The organism is Pseudomonas sp. BE134 (assembly GCF_031456105.1).
Taxonomy (GTDB): domain Bacteria; phylum Pseudomonadota; class Gammaproteobacteria; order Pseudomonadales; family Pseudomonadaceae; genus Aquipseudomonas.
The window spans coordinates 118,992-136,165 of sequence record NZ_JAVDUA010000001.1 but is presented as its reverse complement, the minus strand read 5'-3'; the positions used below and the strand labels follow the sequence as shown (position 1 = coordinate 136,165).

General features: G+C 59.1%; 18 protein-coding genes. 15 read left to right on the top strand and 3 right to left on the bottom strand.

The window, feature by feature from the left end; translation table 11 throughout:
- Positions 1-84 precede the first annotated feature (84 nt).
- The 8 genes from J2Y56_RS00595 to J2Y56_RS00560 all read left to right on the top strand — a co-directional run bounded on the left by J2Y56_RS00595 (position 85) and on the right by J2Y56_RS00560 (position 6,302).
- Positions 85-1,149, top strand: coding sequence for a nitronate monooxygenase (locus tag J2Y56_RS00595; RefSeq protein ID WP_310347867.1), 1,065 nt, complete (start codon positions 85-87; stop codon positions 1,147-1,149).
- Between the two features lie 270 nt (positions 1,150-1,419).
- Complete coding sequence (modA, locus tag J2Y56_RS00590; RefSeq protein WP_310347864.1) at positions 1,420-2,187, top strand: molybdate ABC transporter substrate-binding protein; 768 nt, start codon at positions 1,420-1,422, stop codon at positions 2,185-2,187.
- Positions 2,187-2,867, top strand: coding sequence for a molybdate ABC transporter permease subunit (gene modB / locus J2Y56_RS00585; RefSeq protein ID WP_007946181.1), 681 nt, complete (start codon positions 2,187-2,189; stop codon positions 2,865-2,867). The genes modA and modB overlap by 1 nt, the downstream gene beginning before the upstream one ends.
- Before the next feature lie 3 nt (positions 2,868-2,870).
- Positions 2,871-3,950: a molybdenum ABC transporter ATP-binding protein gene (gene modC, locus J2Y56_RS00580; protein WP_310347859.1), complete on the top strand. Its 1,080-nt coding sequence runs from the start codon at positions 2,871-2,873 to the stop codon at positions 3,948-3,950.
- A gap of 75 nt (positions 3,951-4,025) precedes the next feature.
- Positions 4,026-5,066 (top strand): DNA topoisomerase IB, encoded by a 1,041-nt coding sequence (locus tag J2Y56_RS00575; protein WP_007946179.1) that lies wholly within the window; start codon positions 4,026-4,028, stop codon positions 5,064-5,066.
- A 72-nt stretch (positions 5,067-5,138) separates the two neighbouring features.
- Positions 5,139-5,360 carry a hypothetical protein gene (locus tag J2Y56_RS00570; RefSeq protein WP_007946178.1) on the top strand — a complete coding sequence of 74 codons (222 nt, stop codon included), beginning with the start codon at positions 5,139-5,141 and terminating at the stop codon, positions 5,358-5,360.
- A gap of 125 nt (positions 5,361-5,485) precedes the next feature.
- Positions 5,486-5,716 carry a hypothetical protein gene (locus J2Y56_RS00565; protein ID WP_007946177.1) on the top strand — a complete coding sequence of 77 codons (231 nt, stop codon included), beginning with the start codon at positions 5,486-5,488 and terminating at the stop codon, positions 5,714-5,716.
- A gap of 301 nt (positions 5,717-6,017) precedes the next feature.
- Positions 6,018-6,302: a hypothetical protein gene (locus tag J2Y56_RS00560; RefSeq protein ID WP_310334727.1), complete on the top strand. Its 285-nt coding sequence runs from the start codon at positions 6,018-6,020 to the stop codon at positions 6,300-6,302.
- A gap of 5 nt (positions 6,303-6,307) precedes the next feature.
- Here the strand turns inward: J2Y56_RS00560 and J2Y56_RS00555 are convergent, their stop codons facing one another.
- Positions 6,308-7,039 (bottom strand): TetR/AcrR family transcriptional regulator, encoded by a 732-nt coding sequence (locus J2Y56_RS00555; RefSeq protein WP_310347855.1) that lies wholly within the window; start codon positions 7,037-7,039, stop codon positions 6,308-6,310.
- 154 nt (positions 7,040-7,193) lie between these two features.
- On the opposite strand from J2Y56_RS00555, the gene J2Y56_RS00550 reads away from it, so the two are divergent.
- From J2Y56_RS00550 to puuE, 7 genes are all read left to right on the top strand, one after another.
- On the top strand, positions 7,194-8,024 hold the full coding sequence (locus tag J2Y56_RS00550) for an NAD(P)H-binding protein (RefSeq protein WP_310348350.1): 831 nt from the start codon (positions 7,194-7,196) through the stop codon (positions 8,022-8,024).
- Positions 8,025-8,254: 230 nt separating this feature from the next.
- Entirely contained in the window at positions 8,255-10,039 is a 1,785-nt protein-coding gene (locus J2Y56_RS00545) for a DUF1538 domain-containing protein (RefSeq protein ID WP_007946173.1), read from the top strand.
- Complete coding sequence (locus tag J2Y56_RS00540; RefSeq protein WP_007946171.1) at positions 10,036-10,398, top strand: P-II family nitrogen regulator; 363 nt, start codon at positions 10,036-10,038, stop codon at positions 10,396-10,398. The genes J2Y56_RS00545 and J2Y56_RS00540 overlap by 4 nt, the downstream gene beginning before the upstream one ends.
- Positions 10,395-10,787, top strand: a complete 393-nt coding sequence (locus tag J2Y56_RS00535) for a hypothetical protein (RefSeq protein ID WP_310347853.1) — start codon at positions 10,395-10,397, stop codon at positions 10,785-10,787. The genes J2Y56_RS00540 and J2Y56_RS00535 overlap by 4 nt, the downstream gene beginning before the upstream one ends.
- 203 nt (positions 10,788-10,990) lie before the next feature.
- Complete coding sequence (locus J2Y56_RS00530) at positions 10,991-11,461, top strand: SgcJ/EcaC family oxidoreductase (RefSeq protein WP_310347850.1); 471 nt, start codon at positions 10,991-10,993, stop codon at positions 11,459-11,461.
- 47 nt (positions 11,462-11,508) lie between these two features.
- Positions 11,509-12,381: a GNAT family N-acetyltransferase gene (locus J2Y56_RS00525; RefSeq protein WP_310347847.1), complete on the top strand. Its 873-nt coding sequence runs from the start codon at positions 11,509-11,511 to the stop codon at positions 12,379-12,381.
- On the top strand, positions 12,381-13,274 hold the full coding sequence (gene puuE, locus J2Y56_RS00520; protein WP_310347845.1) for an allantoinase PuuE: 894 nt from the start codon (positions 12,381-12,383) through the stop codon (positions 13,272-13,274). Before J2Y56_RS00525 ends, puuE begins: the two co-directional genes overlap by 1 nt.
- Positions 13,275-13,419: 145 nt before the next feature.
- Here the strand turns inward: puuE and J2Y56_RS00515 are convergent, their stop codons facing one another.
- Together J2Y56_RS00515 and J2Y56_RS28375 are read right to left on the bottom strand one after the other, a co-directional pair.
- On the bottom strand, positions 13,420-15,861 hold the full coding sequence (locus J2Y56_RS00515) for a calcium-binding protein (protein WP_310347842.1): 2,442 nt from the start codon (positions 15,859-15,861) through the stop codon (positions 13,420-13,422).
- Positions 15,854-17,101 (bottom strand): peroxidase family protein, encoded by a 1,248-nt coding sequence (locus tag J2Y56_RS28375; RefSeq protein ID WP_405046828.1) that lies wholly within the window; start codon positions 17,099-17,101, stop codon positions 15,854-15,856. Before J2Y56_RS28375 ends, J2Y56_RS00515 begins: the two co-directional genes overlap by 8 nt.
- Between the last annotated feature and the right edge of the window lie 73 nt (positions 17,102-17,174).

Below are 17,174 nucleotides of genomic sequence, written 5' to 3'. Positions count from 1 at the left end.
GTCGACTGGCCCTGCACCCGCGATAGCTGGTAAAAAACCGGTTCTACCGTTCCTGCCCTGTTTTGACGTCGGAGCATCAATGACATGAGCCAATGGCCAGACACCCGCATTCTCGACCTGCTCGGTATCGAACTGCCGATCATTCAGGCCCCCATGGCCGGCGCCAATGGATCGGCCATGGTCATCGCGACGAGCAACGCCGGCGGTCTGGGCTCGATGCCGGCTGCGATGCTCAGCGTCGAGCAACTGCGCGAAGAGTTGCAGACGATTCGCCAACATACCCAGCGCCCGTTCAACATCAACTATTTCTGCCATCAACCTCCGCCTCCGGATGAGCAACGTGCCCGGGACTGGAAGGACTTGCTGGAACCTTACTACCGGGAACTGGGCGCCGATTTCGACGCGCCGACACCGGTTTCAAATCGAGCACCGTTCGATGCCGCTGCCTGCGAGGTCGTCGAAGCGTTTCGCCCTGAAGTGGTCAGTTTTCACTTCGGCCTGCCGGAAAAATCCCTGCTGGATCGGGTAAAAGCCACCGGCGCGAAAATTCTCTCCTCGGCCACCACGGTCGAAGAAGCCGTCTGGCTGGAACAGCAAGGCTGCGACGCAATCATCGCCATGGGTTACGAGGCCGGTGGTCATCGCGGGATGTTTCTCAGTGACCATCTGAGCAGCCAGGTCGGGACCTTTGCCTTGGTGCCGCAGATTGTCGATGCCGTGAACGTGCCGGTGATTGCAGCCGGCGGAATCAGTGATGCGCGGGGGGTGGCTGCCGCCTTTGTGTTGGGCGCCTCGGCGGTGCAGGTCGGTACGGCTTACTTGTTCACACCGGAAGCCAAGGTCAGCGGCTCACATTACAAAGCATTGCGCACCGCCAAAGAGAGTGAGACCGCCGTCACTAACATTTTCACCGGTCGCCCGGCGCGCGGCATCCTCAATCGGGTGATGCGCGAGCTTGGGCCGATCTGCGATAAAGCGCCGACCTTCCCACTCGCCGGTGGTGCGCTGATGCCGTTGCGAGCCAAGGACGAAGCGGATTTCAGCAACCTGTGGGCCGGGCAGGCATTCAGGTTAGGCGTTGAAATGACGGCGGCAGAATTGACCCGACACCTGGCGGACGCCGGACTGGCCAAGCTGCTCCATCGATAACGCGATCCATGTAGCAACTGCCGAGCCCGCGAGGCTGCGTCCGGCGGCGCATCCGTCGTAAATCCCGCCGCCATGGTGTATCTGTTACACCGAGTGGCCTGATTTTACGGCTGCTTCGCAACCGGACGCAGGCTTCTCCAGCGACTACAGGGTTATGCGCGGCCAATACCGATTCCCCACTCAGAAACCAACTCGTTCCGTTTGCAGGCCTTCCGCTATATATTCATCTATATAGCGTTTCACAAATCTCGCCTATCACGGAGCCGTTTCATGACCATTCGTGCCTCACGTTTTGCCCCTGCGTGCCTCGCCAGCCTGATCGCAACCTTCGCTCTCGGCACCGCCCAGGCGGACGAAGTCCAGGTTGCCGTCGCGGCCAACTTCACTGCGCCCATCCAGGCCATCGCTGCTGATTTCGAAAAAGACACCGGGCACAAACTGGTCGCGGCTTACGGAGCAACCGGCCAGTTCTACACCCAGATCAAAAATGGCGCACCGTTCGAAGTGTTCCTCGCGGCAGACGACACCACGCCGCAAAAACTTGAAGCTGAAGGCGACACGGTCAAGGGGTCGCGCTTCACTTACGCCATTGGCACCCTGGCCTTGTGGTCGGCCAAAGACGACTACGTCGATGCCAAGGGCAAAGTGCTCAGCGACAATCAATTTCAGCATCTGGCCATCGCCAACCCCAAAACCGCACCTTACGGCCTGGCCGCGACTCAGGTGCTGGCCAAGCTGGGCCTGACTGACAAGGTCAAGGCCAAAATCGTTGAAGGCCAAAACATCACCCAGGCCTATCAGTTCGTCTCCACCGGCAACGCCGAACTTGGCTTTGTAGCCTTGTCGCAAATCCTCAAAGACGGCAAAGTCATCGGCGGTTCGGCATGGATCGTTCCAGCCGACATGCACGACCTGATCAAACAAGACGCAGTGGTCCTCAACAAAGGCAAGGACAACCCGGCCGCCCAAGCCCTGGTTGACTACCTTAAAGGTCCGAAAGCCGCCGCTGTCATCAAATCCTACGGTTACCAACTCTAATGACGCTGACGAGTGCCGACTTTTCCGCCATCTGGCTGACTCTCAAACTGGCGTCCCTGACGACGGCCATCCTGCTGGTCATCGGCACTCCGATTGCGTTATGGCTGTCGCGCACCCGCTCCTGGTTGCGCGGCCCGGTCGGGGCGATTGTCGCCCTGCCTCTGGTCCTGCCGCCCACCGTGATTGGTTTTTATTTGTTGCTGGCATTGGGTCCTCATGGCTTTGTCGGTCAGTTCACTCAATCACTGGGGTTGGGCACCCTGACCTTCAGTTTTGCGGGGTTGGTCGTTGGCTCAGTCCTGTATTCAATGCCGTTCGTGGTTCAACCGCTGCAAAACGCCTTTTCCGCCATTGGCACTCGCCCATTGGAGGTCGCCGCGACCTTGCGCGCGAATCCATGGGACACCTTCTTCAGCGTGATCCTGCCGTTGGCACGCCCCGGTTTTATCACTGCTGCGATCCTCGGCTTCGCCCACACCGTTGGCGAGTTCGGCGTGGTGTTGATGATCGGCGGCAACATCCCGGACAAGACTCGCGTGGTGTCGGTGCAGATCTATGATCATGTCGAAGCCATGGAATATGCCCAGGCCCATTGGCTGGCCGGGGCGATGCTGGTGTTCTCTTTTGCGGTGTTGCTGGTGCTCTACTCCGGCCGTAAAACCAAAGCGGGCTGGAGCTGATCGATGATCGATGTGCGTCTGAAACTGAGTTATTCGGGCTTCGCCCTGGACGTGGACCTGCATTTGCCGGGCCGGGGCGTGACGGCGCTTTACGGACACTCGGGTTCGGGAAAAACCACCTGCCTGCGCTGCATCGCCGGTCTGGAACGCGCTGAACAGGGTTTTATCCGGGTCAACGATGAAGTCTGGCAGGACAGCGACAACAAGATTTTCGTGCCCCCGCATAAACGCGCGCTGGGTTACGTCTTCCAGGAAGCCAGCCTGTTTCCCCATCTGTCGGTGCTGGCGAATCTGGAGTTTGGCCTCAAACGCATTCCGAAACAGCAGCGTCGGGTGGACATGGGCCATGCCACGGAACTGCTGGGAATCGGGCACCTGCTGGAGCGTCACCCGCAGCACCTTTCCGGCGGAGAACGGCAGCGGGTCGGCATCGCCCGCGCGCTGCTCACCAGCCCGAGACTTTTATTGATGGACGAACCGCTGGCGGCGCTGGACAGTCAGCGCAAAAACGAAATCCTGCCTTACCTGCAACGTTTGCACGATGAGCTGGACATCCCGGTGCTGTATGTCAGCCACTCACAGGATGAGGTCGCACGCCTGGCTGACCATATCGTCTTGCTGAGCGAAGGCAAGGCACTGGCCAGCGGCCCCATCGGCGAAACCCTCGCCCGTCTCGACCTGCCGTTGGCGCTGGGCGACGATGCAGGCGTGGTGATCGAAGGGCATGTCAGCGCGTATGACGCGCACTATCAGTTGCTGACCTTGCAGCTACCCGATACCGATATGGGCATTCGCGTCGCCCACGCGCCCATGCCACTGGGCCAGGCACTGCGCTGCAAGGTTCACGCGCGCGATGTCAGCCTGAGCCTGCGAAGCATTGAGCAAAGCAGCATCCTCAATCGCTTGCCGGTGACGGTGATCAGTGAAATCGGTGCCGACAACGCCGCCCACGTGCTGATCCGCCTGAACGCCGCCGGCACGCCATTGCTGTCACGAATCACCCGCTACTCCCGAGACCAGCTGGGCCTGCATCCGGGCCAGCAACTCTGGGCACAGATCAAAGCAGTGGCAGTCCTGGCTTAAATCCGCTGGCACCACGGCAAATGCGTGCGGTCAATGGCTGTACTGGCCCTGATTTGTCGCCGAGGATGACTCGCCATGTCCGATACCGCGCTGCCCGATGTATTGCCACCCGACCTGCACTATGTCGATGACACGCAACCCGGAATCACCCGCAAACTGCTGCGTGGAAAGTTCTGCTACTTCGATCCTGCGGGCCAGCGCATTACCGAACCGGAGGAAATCAAACGTCTGAACGCCCTCGCCGTGCCACCGGCCTATACCAATGTATGGATTTGCGCTGACCCGTGCGGCCATCTGCAAGCCACCGGCCGCGACGCTCGCGGTCGCAAGCAGTACCGCTACCACCCGCGCTGGCGCGAAGTGCGTGATACCGACAAATACTCGCGTCTGCGGGACTTCGGCCTGGCGCTGCCGAAACTGCGCAAACAGCTGGAAACGCTATTGGCCGCGCCTGGCTTCAGTCGAGATAAAGTCTTGGCCACCGTCATCACCTTGCTCGACGCGACGCTGATCCGCGTCGGAAACACTCAATACGCCCGGGACAATCGCTCTTACGGCCTGACCACCCTGCGCAGCCGTCACGTTGAAGTCAACGGCAGTGCCATCCGGTTCCAGTTCCGTGGCAAAAGTGGTGTCGAGCACCAGATCACTGTGAAAGACCGACGCCTGGCCCGGATCATCAAGCGCTGCCAGGAAATCCCCGGACAGAACCTGTTTCAGTATCTGGATGAAAACGGCGAGCGACATACCGTCAGTTCCGCCGACGTCAACGCTTACCTGCAAACCCTCACCGGCGCCGATTTCACGGCAAAGGATTACCGCACCTGGGCGGGCAGTGTTCTGGCGTTGTCCGTGTTGCGCGAATTGCAGTGGGAACCCGAGTCTGATGCGAAGCGCCACGTGGTAGAGATGGTGAAGAACGTGGCCAGGCAATTGGGCAACACGCCTGCGGTGTGCCGAAAATGCTACATCCATCCGGCGGTGCTCGACGCTTTTATGCTCGGAGCCTTGGCTGAGTTGCCTCGGCCAAGGTTGCGCAAAGGCCTCAAGTCAGAGGAAGTCGGACTGGCAATGTTCCTTGAGCGTATGCTCGCCAGTGCTGAAGCGACGAACTGACCTGCCTATTTTTTGCACGATCACAAAGAACTTCTATAGTTGATCTGAACACGTATCAGCTGCGGTGAAGCCATGGAAGACATTTTCGTTGTGAAGCGTTGCAACAAGATCATCATTCATGGCCGCCGAGCCGGAGAAACCGGTCACCCACCCCCTGACGCCACTGTCTGGTATCGCATTGCCGATACGCGCACGCAGGACTTCATCGGGGATGGTTTTGATGTTGAAGCAGATGCCAGACACGAATGCCAACGGCTGAACTCAACGTCGCAAGTGCTGGCCCGCCAAGGTTGATATTCACCTGTCGGCTACGGGTCTATACTGAAAAACAACTGAAGGAACAGCAACCCCAACGGCAAGCTCGCCTCACGCGGGCTTTTTGCTGCCTATGCCAGGTTTCTTCAACGGAGGTGTTTGCCATGTCCGAAAAAGAGTCCATCACCACCCTCCTCACCCTGCTCGACTCCCGGCAGGCTCGACTTGCCGCCGCGTGCAAGGAAATTGCCGACTGGGTCGATCATCAAGGGGGACACCCGACTGCCCTCAGAATCCGTGATCGGCTGAACGACATCGAAAAAGACACACCGCTGATTCGAAACACGCTGTCGTCATTAAAACCTGTCGACCCGCCGCTCCCACGGTTCAGATGAGTCGATCCGGATACGCGAGGCAAGAACAGGGCCTGTTTCAGGCCATATGAACGGTGGTTCATCGTTACCGGGTTTGCGCATGACTGTCGATTGCTGTTACCCACCCAATCCGGCCTGATGCCGGGCTTTTTTGATACTTCTTTCACGTCGCGTTGACAACCCACGCCCTATAGTCAGTTACTCCTTTGAAGAATTACCTTGGTCTGCCCGCATGCAGGCCTTTTTTTTGCTCGCCAGGTAGCCAGCGAACGCTAGAGTTTACAGGGGGTCAAACGATTACACGTCGCGAAGGAGACGTACCATGGTCACCCATTTCAAAGTCAGCGGGCATCTGGCCTGCGGTCACAAAGGCAGCAACCTCACGTCCACCCAAGAACTGAACCGTGTGAAATGCAGAAGTTGCCGAAACACCGATGCGTACAAGGAAGCGCGCAAGGCCCAGCGCAATGCGGCGCGCCGTGCCGCACGCAAAGCCAAAGCCTCGCACACCGCCAATGACTGGCGCTCAGCCTGGACCGAGCGGCTTACCGCCATGGCCGGGTTGCAAAGACTACCTCGTGGATTTGCTGGCCAACCGTTTGTTTAAAAGGCTCAATCGACAGCTGGGTCGACTTCGCTCGACCCACTGCCGATCAATGACTCAAGTGAATGCAGGCGCTCGGGCCGCATGATTTCTGCGAGCGATATGCGCTTGAACGCTTCGAACAATCGCCGCCCCTCTTCAGGTTCGCAGGTAATGGCCAATCGCATGGTCGCCTCACCCATTTGCCAGATCAGAAAAGCGGTATCTGCGACTTGCTGAACATCACTACCTGGAAAGACCCGAAGCATCGCATCGGCCAGCAACCTGCCTGCCACACGACTCTCCTCCAACTCCAACGCCAGCAGTTGCTTGTCGGCCTGCATCCCCGACCAGATATCACGCATCACCGGCTCTGCCTGAACGATGTCGTAATACTGCTCGAGCAAGTCCGAATAGGCCGCACGCAATCCATGCGCGTCCTGGACCGCCACCAGTGCCGCTTCTATACACCGGCGGCTCTCGGCGTTATAGCGCTCGGCAAGCGTGCGAATCACTGAGCTCTTGTCTGGAAAGTATTGATAAAGCGACCCAATCGAGATTTCCGAGCGCTCGGCAATTTCACTCATCTTTAGCGAGTCGCTGCCTTTGCTCGCGATTAGCTGCGTCGCCACCGCCAGTATTCGCTCTTGCCGCTCGCGACTGCGTTGTTGCGTGGGGGTGCGTCGGGCAGGCTCTGAAAAGGACTGTTCGCGCCCGGTGGTGGTTTTCTTCGGCACTGCATTTTCCCCGAAAAATAACATGACATGTACTCACCTTAGCACCGCCCTTTCTCGCACCCAAGGGGGCAATGCCTTACGTCGGTTTCCCCTTTGAGCTGGTTGACGGTAGAACATGAGCGTTTATCATCTTTTTAACGTGAGTATCACTCACATTGGCCCGATGGAGATGAACGCGATGAACACTCAAGGCACGGTCCTCATTCTCGGCGCGACCGGTAAAACAGGGCGCAGGATTACTCAACGTCTTAAAGCCGCGGGACTGCCCGTGCGCCTCGGATCCCGGCAGGCGAATCCACTCTTCGACTGGGAGGATCGGACCACTTGGGAGGCAGCGCTTGATGGCGTTCACGCGGTTTATATTTCCTACCAGCCGGACATCGCCGTACCGGGCGCAGTCGAAACGGTTCAGGCGTTCACCGATCTGGCCGTCAAAAGCGGCGTCGGCAAACTGGTGCTGCTGTCCGGGCGCGGCGAAGTCGAAGCGGAACACGCCGAACGCGTTATACAGAACAGCGGCATCGACTGGACCATCCTTCGTTGCAGCTGGTTCTCCCAGAACTTCAGTGAGGCGCATTTCCTGGAGCCCATTCTTCAGGGCGAACTGGCGCTTCCCGTCGGCAACATCGCGGAGCCCTTTGTCGATGTGGAAGACATTGCCGAGATTGCAGTCCAGGCGCTGACCCAACCCGAACATTCAAGCCAGCTTTATGAGCTGACCGGGCCGCGGGCGCTGACGTTTGCCGATGCTGTCGATGAGATCGCAAAAGCGGCCGGTCGCGATATCCGTTTCATCGCAGTCCCACCGAACGCATATCGTGCGGCGCTGGAGCAGGAACAATGGCCTGCCGAGTTGATTGAGCTGGTGCACTACCTCTTTACCACTGTGCTGGATGGCCGAAACACACCCGTTACCGATGGCGTACAACAAGCACTGGGCCGGCCGGCTCGGGACTTCACTGACTATGCTCGACGGACCGCAAAAACGGGTATTTGGACGCCCGCCTAGAAACGCGCAGTGGGTTGGGCACGTTCGCACTTCGGCTCTCCAGCCTAGGGAGCCGTTCTTTACCAAAACCCCTGAATGAATCAACATGATGACTGAAGTCAAAATATTGACTATCAAAGGCAGGCAAACTTGTACGCGGTAGACAAAGAAATGGCTTTTAGCCAGACTCGCGACAATACGAGACCGCCTGTTGGTCGTTCACCGGTAGATCACCCTCAACTGAAGCCCCTATGAAAGACCCCATTCGTTACGCCGACTACTTGCATAAGATCGGAGCCGGTCGCCGCGAAATACCTATGCGTGATCTGGTATCCGCACCGGTTCGCAATGCCGAGGGCCGCTGGCAGGCCGCGCCGCACAAAGCTGCGAAACTGCGAGCAGGCGAGATCGCCGCCATCCTCAAGCCCTATCTCAATGTCCGGCTGATGGAGCAGCTTCGCGCCGTGGTACCGCTGGCCCTGTACCTGGTGCTGTTTCAGATCATCATCCTGCGCCAGTTGGTGGAGGACTCGCTGCTGGTCACGGGCGGCCTGTTCGCCGTGATCGTCGGACTGATGCTGTTCATGGAAGGGCTGAAACTCGGCCTGATGCCATTTGGCGAAATAATCGGCAGCAACCTTCCGCGCAAGTTATCCCTGCCGGTGGTGTTGTTGGTCACCCTGCTGCTGGGCATCGGGGTGACTTTCGCTGAACCCGCAATTGGCGCGCTGCGTGCCGCTGGACAGAACGTTTCTGCACAGAATGCGCCCTACCTCTGGGCGATACTCAACCAGTGGACGAGCGAACTGGTCCTGGTGGTGGGAGCCAGCGTCGGTCTGGCCGCTGTAACCGGCACGCTCCGTTTCATCTACGGCTGGAGCCTGAAGCCGCTGATCTATTTATCGCTGGCGCCCGTTCTGCTGCTGACGGTGTATATGAGCAGTGATCCCGAGCTTGCAAAGATAATCGGCCTTGCCTGGGATGCTGGCGCGGTCACCACCGGGCCAGTCACTGTACCGCTGGTGTTGGCGCTGGGCATCGGCATCGCGGCCGCCGCAGGCAAAGGCGGTTCCGGGCTGTCCGGGTTCGGTATTGTCACCCTGGCCTCGCTGTTTCCCGTCATCGGAGTCATGCTGCTGGGACTGTACGTGGCGGCTATCTCCTCGCCGGCGGAAATCATCGCCGCGGCGCAGGCCGCTTCCAGCGCCGCAGAGCTGGCTGCAGACTGGCACAGGGTCAGCCCCGGACTGGAGATTGTTTCGGGAATACGGGCCATCGTGCCTTTGGTGATCTTCCTGCTGATCGTACTGAAACTGCTGCTGCGCCAAAGCCTGCCCCGGCGCGGCGAAATCTTCCTGGGTATCGCCCTGACCGTGGTGGGCATGTGCGTGTTCAATCTCGGGCTGACTTATGGTCTGTCGAAGCTGGGTGGGAGCGCGGGCTCACTGATTCCGGCGGCCTTCATGCAGACTCCCGGCGTGGACGACTCCCCGCTCTACCTGTATCAGGTGGGGTTGGTACTGGCCTTGGCTTTCGCCTGGGTGCTCGGGTACGGGGCGACCGTTGCCGAACCCGCTTTGAATGCACTCGGTGTTACCGCAGAGACGCTTACCAACGGCTTCATCCGCAAGCGCAGCCTTATACGTGCAGTATCGATAGGTGTCGCCTGCGGTATTGCCGTGGGTGTGGCCAAGTTAGTGTTCGGCCTGCCACTGGTGTGGCTGGTGGTGCCGCCCTACCTGTTCGCGGTGGTATTGACGATTTTTTCGACCGAAGAGTTTGTCAATGTGGCTTGGGATAGCGCGGGTGTCACCACGGGGCCAATAACCGTTCCGCTCGTTCTGGCCATGGGGCTGGGACTGGGCAATGCCACCAACGCAGTCGAGGGATTCGGAATTCTTTGTATGGCATCCGTCGGCCCGGTCATCAGCGTCATGCTCCTCGGACAGTGGGCGCGTTTCCAGTTGTGGAGACAGACAAAGGCCGCCACGAAACAGCCAGCGAATCAATTATTGGGCACGGGAGAAGCGGGATGAAAGCTGAAGGAATTACCTACCTTACTGACGTTGCACTGATCACCTGCATTGTCCCCGTCGGGCGCGCGGATCTGGTGATCCGGGCGGCCCAGGGCATGGGCGCGCCAGGCGCCATTGTCTATCACGCCAGCGGGCTTGGCCCCCGTGAGCGGCTTGGCCTGCTCAGCATCGCCATCGATGCGGAGAAAGAAGTGGTCAGCCTGCTGGTAGCTGCCGACTACCAGGATGCGGTACTCGAGGCCATCTATCATGCGGCCAGCCTGGATGTTCCCGGTGCCGGCATGATCTACGCGACACCGGTGGAAAAAGTGGCCACCTACATCCCCCGCGAAATGCTGGAACAAGGGAGATCCTCGTGAGAATGGTTGCACCGGGTATACCGGGCGGCGCTGCAAAACTCATTACCTGTGTGTTGCCCGACGATGGCACGGAGCGCAGGTTGCTGATGCTGTTGCGGGAGGCCCATGGCATTACGCGCGCCGACAGCGTCAACTGCCGCAGCGTGGCCATACTGCAGGCCGCCAAAGCCCCCCGCAACGAAGTGCCAGAGGCGGTTCTCTCCCGGGTGGTCAACGTGGTGGTGGATGAAACCCAGGCCGATGCGGTATTCGACTTCATCTGTGCACACGCCGGGCTGACCGAGCCGGGCCGAGGTATGGCGTACATGGTTGCCTTGAATTTCGCGACGCCACTGGCGATGCCCGCGGGCTTGACGCAAGAGCCCGGCGCGAAAAAAGTAGAGGGATAGGTGACAGCTCTGCCCTCCGAGCCCGGCAGCGTAGTTTGATTTCCCACCTATACTTATTGAGTCGCTCGGGTTTGCCATTCTTGGCGTGCCTCCCCTCGCACAATGTCACACCCGCAGTGACCATTCTCAAGAAAATCAATGATTTGCAACGATAAGGATCGTCATTCCATCACCGTTTTCGACCGCTACCGGGAGAATCGTCGATGCGAACCGTAACTGTCCTGTCAACTGCCCTTGCTGTCGTTATTTCCAGTTGTGCCTCAGCCCAATCGGGTACGCACACGGAAACTTGCAAGGCAACCAATGAGCAAGAAATCTCGGCCTTGTTTGACCGATGGAATCGCTCGCTGCAAACCGGTGACCCACACCAGGTTGTCGCCAACTATGCCGACCATTCGGTCCTTCTTCCCACCGTGTCGAACAAACCGAGACTAACCCCGGCCGAGAAGGAGGACTACTTCCAACACTTCCTGGAAAACAAGCCCCAAGGCGTGATCAACTCAAGGACAATAGAGATTGGTTGTAACTCTGCGGTTGACGCAGGACTCTATACGTTCACCTTTGGAACTACGGGTGCTCAAGTCAAAGCTCGCTACACATACACCTATAAGTGGGACGGAAAGCAGTGGTTGATTACTAGTCATCACTCTTCTGCCATGCCAGAGAAGAATTGAGGCGGCGATCACTACGGCACTCACATCTACGTACGGAGCGGAGCGCGGTGTCGAATCAGCTTGTGATACGCAACATGACCCGCTCCGAACTTGACCAGCTTGTCGGCTGGGCTACACGCGAGGGTTGGAATCCCGGCCTTCACGATGCCGAGCTGTTCTGGGCTACGGACCCTGACGCTTTCATCGCGGCGGACCTTGATGGCGAGTTGATTGGCGGCGGTGCCATCACCTCCTACAACGGCGAATTCGGCTTCATGGGTTTCTTCATCGTTCGGCCCGAATATCGCAGACACGGTCTGGGCAATACCCTCTGGCACGCCCGTCGCGAGCGCCTCCTCGCTCGTTTGCGCCCCGCTGCGAGCATCGGCATGGACGGTGTCTTCGCGATGCAGGACTACTACGCCAAAGGAGGCTTCGTCTTCTCCCATCGCAACATACGTTTTCGTGCCGAGATCCCCGAACGTCCGGCAACCGCGCTTGTTGACGGCGAAGACATCGTCCCGCTCTCAAGCTTTGCGTTCGATCAGGTTCTCGATTATGACCGCACCTGCTTCCCAGCCTCGCGCCCGACCTTCCTGAGTGGGTGGATATCCCAACCCGATGCGCTCGCCCTGGGTTGCCGGCGCCAAGGAAGGCTGAGCGGATTCGGCGTGGTGCGGCGTTGCAGGGAAGGCTGCAAGATCGGCCCCCTGTTCAGCGATGAAGCTCAGGCGGCCAATGCCCTCTACTCGCACTTGGCAAGCTTCGCCGCAGGTGGCCCGCTGTTTCTCGACATTCCGGAGAACAACCGCGCCGCGATGGCCCTCGTGCACCAACACGGGATGAACGAGGTCTTCGGCTGCGCGCGCATGTACCTCGGCCCTCCTCCGACTCTCGCGCACGAACGTGTCTTCGGCGTCACGACCTTCGAGCTGGGCTGATGTCCGCGCGCGATCTCGTCGGTTACGGCGGTTGTCCTCCCCACCCGCGATGGCCGGGTGAGGCTCGCGTCGCGGTTCAGTTTGTGCTCAACATCGAGGAAGGCGCGGAGTTGTGCATCCTCAATGGCGATGCCCAGTCAGAAGCCTGGCTCCACGAACTGCCTGGTCGCCCACCTCGCACGGGACAACGGGACTTGAGTGTGGAGGGAATGTATGAATACGGATCGCGCGCAGGCGTGTGGCGCATCCTGGAGCTGTTCAGCGCCCGCGACCTGCCCTTGACCGCCTTCGCCGTCGGCCGGGCACTGGAACTTAACCCGCAGATCGGCCATGCGCTCTGCGCTGCCGGGCATGAAATTGCCGGACATGGCTACCGTTGGCTGGACTATCGCGACATACCTGAAGTCCAAGAGCGGCTCCATATCCGCCTCACCCTCGACGTGATCGAGCAGATCTGCGGTAAACGTCCCACAGGTTGGTACACAGGAAGGGTCAGCCAGAACACCCGCCGCCTTTTGCGTGAGGAAGGTGGGTTTATTTATAGCTCAGACGCCTACAACGATGACCTGCCCTATTGGCTTCCAGGCTCGCCCCCACACCTGGTGATCCCGTACACACTGGTCAACAACGACACCCGCTATCTGCTGCCGAACGGTTTCTCCTCCGGGGAGGACTTCTTCCAGTCGCTCAAGGATGCTTTCGACCTGCTGTGGCAAGAGGGCGCGCAACATCCGAAAATGATGAGCGTCGGCCTGCACGGCCGGATCAGCGGCCACCCAGCGCGCGCGATGGCGTTGGCACGCTTTCTCGATTACGTACAAGGCCACGACTCGGCGTGGATCTGCCGGCGAGAAGAAATTGCCAGGCACTGGATAGCTGAATTCCCTGCTTAGGGACGCCTTGATGACGCACCGCTGTACCCTTGCTCTCATGATTGGGCCGGCATGCAATTTCGAGTTGCTAAGCAACCTTCTAGCTCGAACCTCCATAGTAAAAACGACGCCCTGATTCAAAGGGCGCCGTTTTTGGTTTAAAGCCCTATACCACGCCGACAAAATCGCTCGCTGTCAGGGCGACATGCCCGACCAGATCAATTTGGAAGTCGGCGCCGTTACCGTTGTTGACATTGCCCTCCACATACGTGTGATCAACCCCGCCGACATTGGCGAAGTGAAACTTCAATTGCGCCTGGTTACTGAACTCAGTGCCGACACCATTCCACTCGCCGAGGAAGGCAAAGTCCTGATTACCGGCGGAACCTGCGCCGGAGGTCCGAGCATCGATCAGCGATAGATCGATGTGGTCAGCTCCCTGCGCAAAGTCGGTGATTACATCGCGGCTTGCGGTCGAAGTACCGGAGTCGTTCAATGCGCTGAACATAAAGATGTCCGCCCCCGCCCCACCGGTCAAAATGTCGCGATTGCCATTGCCAGTCAGCGTATCCGCGCCGCCTCCACCGCTGAGGGTGTCGATGCCGCCTTGCCCGGTCAGGGCATTGTTGGCGTTATCGCCGGTCAAGCTGTTGGTGCCGCTGCTGCCGAGGACATTCTCGATGCCGCTCAAGGTGTCATTACCGGTTTGCGAACTGCTCGCCAAGCCAGTAGACAGGTTGACCGTGGCGTTGGCCGTGGTCCCCGACAGGTCGTAGGTATCGGTATCGCCACCACCGTCGTAGCTGTCATTGCCATCATTGACCGACGCCCGGAAGGTGTCGTTGCCAAGACCACCAAACAGGCTGTCCAGGCCTTGCCCACCTACCAGGATGTCGTCACCGCTGCCACCGTCCATCCAGTCGTTGCCGCCCTGGCCTTGTAACAGGTTGCTGACGCCGTCGCCCTGAATGTGATCGTCGCCAGAACTGCCGGTGACGTTCTCGATGCCGGTCAGGGCGTCATTGCCGGTCTGGGTGCTGGTTGACGTGCCGACAAGCAAATCGACCGTGGCCGACGCCGATGTGGCCGATAAGTCATAGGTGTCAGTACCGGTGCCGCCGTCATAGTGGTCGTTGCCGTCGTTCAGCGATGCCAGCAGCGTATCGTTGCCTGCCTCACCAAAGACGGTGTCGTTGCCGGCCACGCCGCTAAGTTGGTTGTTACCGCTATTGCCATGGATGACGTTGTCCAGCCCGTTACCCGCGCCGTTACTGTTGTTCGTCCCCAGCAATGTCAGGTTCTCGACGTTGGCACCCAAGGTGTAGCTGACCGAGGACATCACCGTGTCGGTGCCTTCGTTTAGATTTTCCTGAACCGCATCGCCATTGGCATCCACCCTGTAAGTGTCGTTGCCGGCGTTACCCCGCATCGTGTCGTTACCACTGCCGCCGTCCAGTAAGTCGGAGCCCAGTCCGCCGTTGAGGACGTCATTGCCCGAGTAGCCCATCAGGATGTCCTGATAGCTGGTGCCATTGAGCGTGTTGCCGAAGAAATTGGTGCCTTCGATGAAGCGCCCTACCGCTTCCGAAGGGGCGGACGTCAGTTGTTCCACTGTGCCGTTGTTGTCGGTGTAAGTGGTGATGACCCGTAGCTGCTGGCCGAATTGCGTCGAGGTGGGCGCAAAGGTCGAAGCATTCGCCCCGCCAATACTGATCCAGGCCGCGCCCACCAGTGCTTGCCACTGGAAGGTGAACCCGCTTGGCCCAGGCAAGCCGTCGGCATCCTGTATGGTCGAGATATTGGCGGTCAACCGGTATTGAGCCGGCACCGGACGGCCAGGTGTGGTCGGCGCAGTGGCAAAACCCGACAGTACCGCATTGCCGGTTGGCAGACTGTTGTTGATGTTCAGGTTGACTGTGCGGTCGGCGAAGCGCAGTTTTTCAATGCCAGTCACGATATCGGTGCCATCGACATTCGCCACCCCGACCCGCAAATCCACCACTTTGAACGCTGTGATCAACTCGCCTCCGGGGCGGGTATCGGTGAACTTGGTGATGCTGTAGTTGGCAAAATTGCCACTGTACAGCGCTTCATCGGCTGCGCCGTCGGCCGTGCCTGGGGCTGCGTGGTTGTCACCCATAATGAAGTCCGGACGGGTTGCTTGCAGGCCAACAAAGTGCTGAGCGAACCCCTGACTGGCGAGCAAGTGATTCAGATCGGCGAGTTTGATCGAGTCACCGACGATTACGTCATTTCCGCCATTACCTTGGGAAACATCATCGCCACTGCCGCCTATCAACCAGTTTTCCGTGGCATTACCGATCAGACCCGCCAGAGGGCTGGCCGGAGTCGTCGTGTTCGGACGGCTATCGCTGAAGCGTGAACCGATCAAACCCTCAATGTCTGCCAGCAAGGCGTTGAACGGCTGGAACAGCACAGCGGTGCCCGGCGCCGCCACGATATTCTGATTGTTCAGGTCTGCCGCCGCATCCAGGGCAATGTTCACATCGCTGAAGGCCGCGATGTCGAACCCCACGTCACCGAGGGCTTCATCACCGTCACCTTGACCCGGAGCGCCACCCAGGCCAGGCAACAGAATGTCAGTCACCGACACCTCCAAACTCCTGGTCACCCGTGGAACCGCCGGAAATGATGTCATCGCCGTCCTCACCAAACAGAGTGTCCGGGCCGTCGCCACCGTAGATCTCGTCGTTACCGTCACCGGCATGCACTAGATCAGTGTCGCCGCCTGCATCGATGTAGTCATTGCCAGCGCCACCGTACAACTCGTCGATCCCGGCTTCACCGTAGAGGTGATCGTTACCGTTACCGCCAATCACCACATCGAGGGCACCTGCGCTGGTCCCGGCATAGATGGTGTCGTCCCCTTCCCCGCCATCGAGGAAGTCTTCGATATCACCGCCGTAGATTACATCGTTGCCGTCACCGCCATAGATATGGTCGGCACCGGCCTTGCCATCGAGGATGTCATCGCCACCTTCGCCATAGATCGTATCGTCGCCATCGCCGGCGTCTAGCCAGTCGTTGTAGTCGGTGCCAGACAATACTTCGTGAGAGTTGTAGCCCACTGCCGCGGTTCCATCAGGGTTCTCGCCCTGGTCCGGACGGTAGTCACGGATATAGGTTTGAGCGGTATGCGTTTCCGCATTGGTCAGGCTGACCAGCAAGCCGTTACCGCCAATCCCGCCCGCGCCACCGGTTGAGTAAACGCCGACATGGTTCGCCGCAATCAGAGTGCCGTATTTGTGCTCGCTCTTGTACACCGTCGCACTGGCGCCGGAGTCGGTGTTGCTCAGTTCGATGTAGCTGTCGGCGTAACCGAATACATCACCGGCCAGGTGCCGGGCATCGGTGGTGCGTTCAATGATGTCCTTGAATTGCTCGGTCACTACCTGTTCATTGAGGTTGGTCATCGCCGGCAAGCCGAGGTCGAGGCGGAACAGGTAATAGAAACGGTCGCCATCCATCAACCGTTCCATCTGATCCTCGAAGATAGCGTTGAAGGTGGTGCCCAGTTGCCCGGTGTAGACGTGTTTTTCCGCGAGGCCTCCGATCCACAGATCAATCGCGTTGTAGCCGTCGAAACCGGCCACATGATTGCCGTTGGCATCTGCCGCACCGGAAAGGAAATAGGCCGCCTCTTCAGCCGTGACGCTGCCACCGGCATAGTTGGTGGTAACACCTGAGGTATCGGCATCGATGATGGCCTGGGCATGGGCCACGTCACCATCAAATGAATAGGCAGCGATGAAGTTCACCAGTGACTCGGGGTGAATCATGTTGTTGGCGAAGTCACTCCAACTGGTATAGGGCGTCAAGCCATCCACGATCAGGTTCGTGTGATGCTGCGCGCCTGCCGGTGATGCCCTCTCCTCGATGAGCGCATCGTGAATCTGCTGA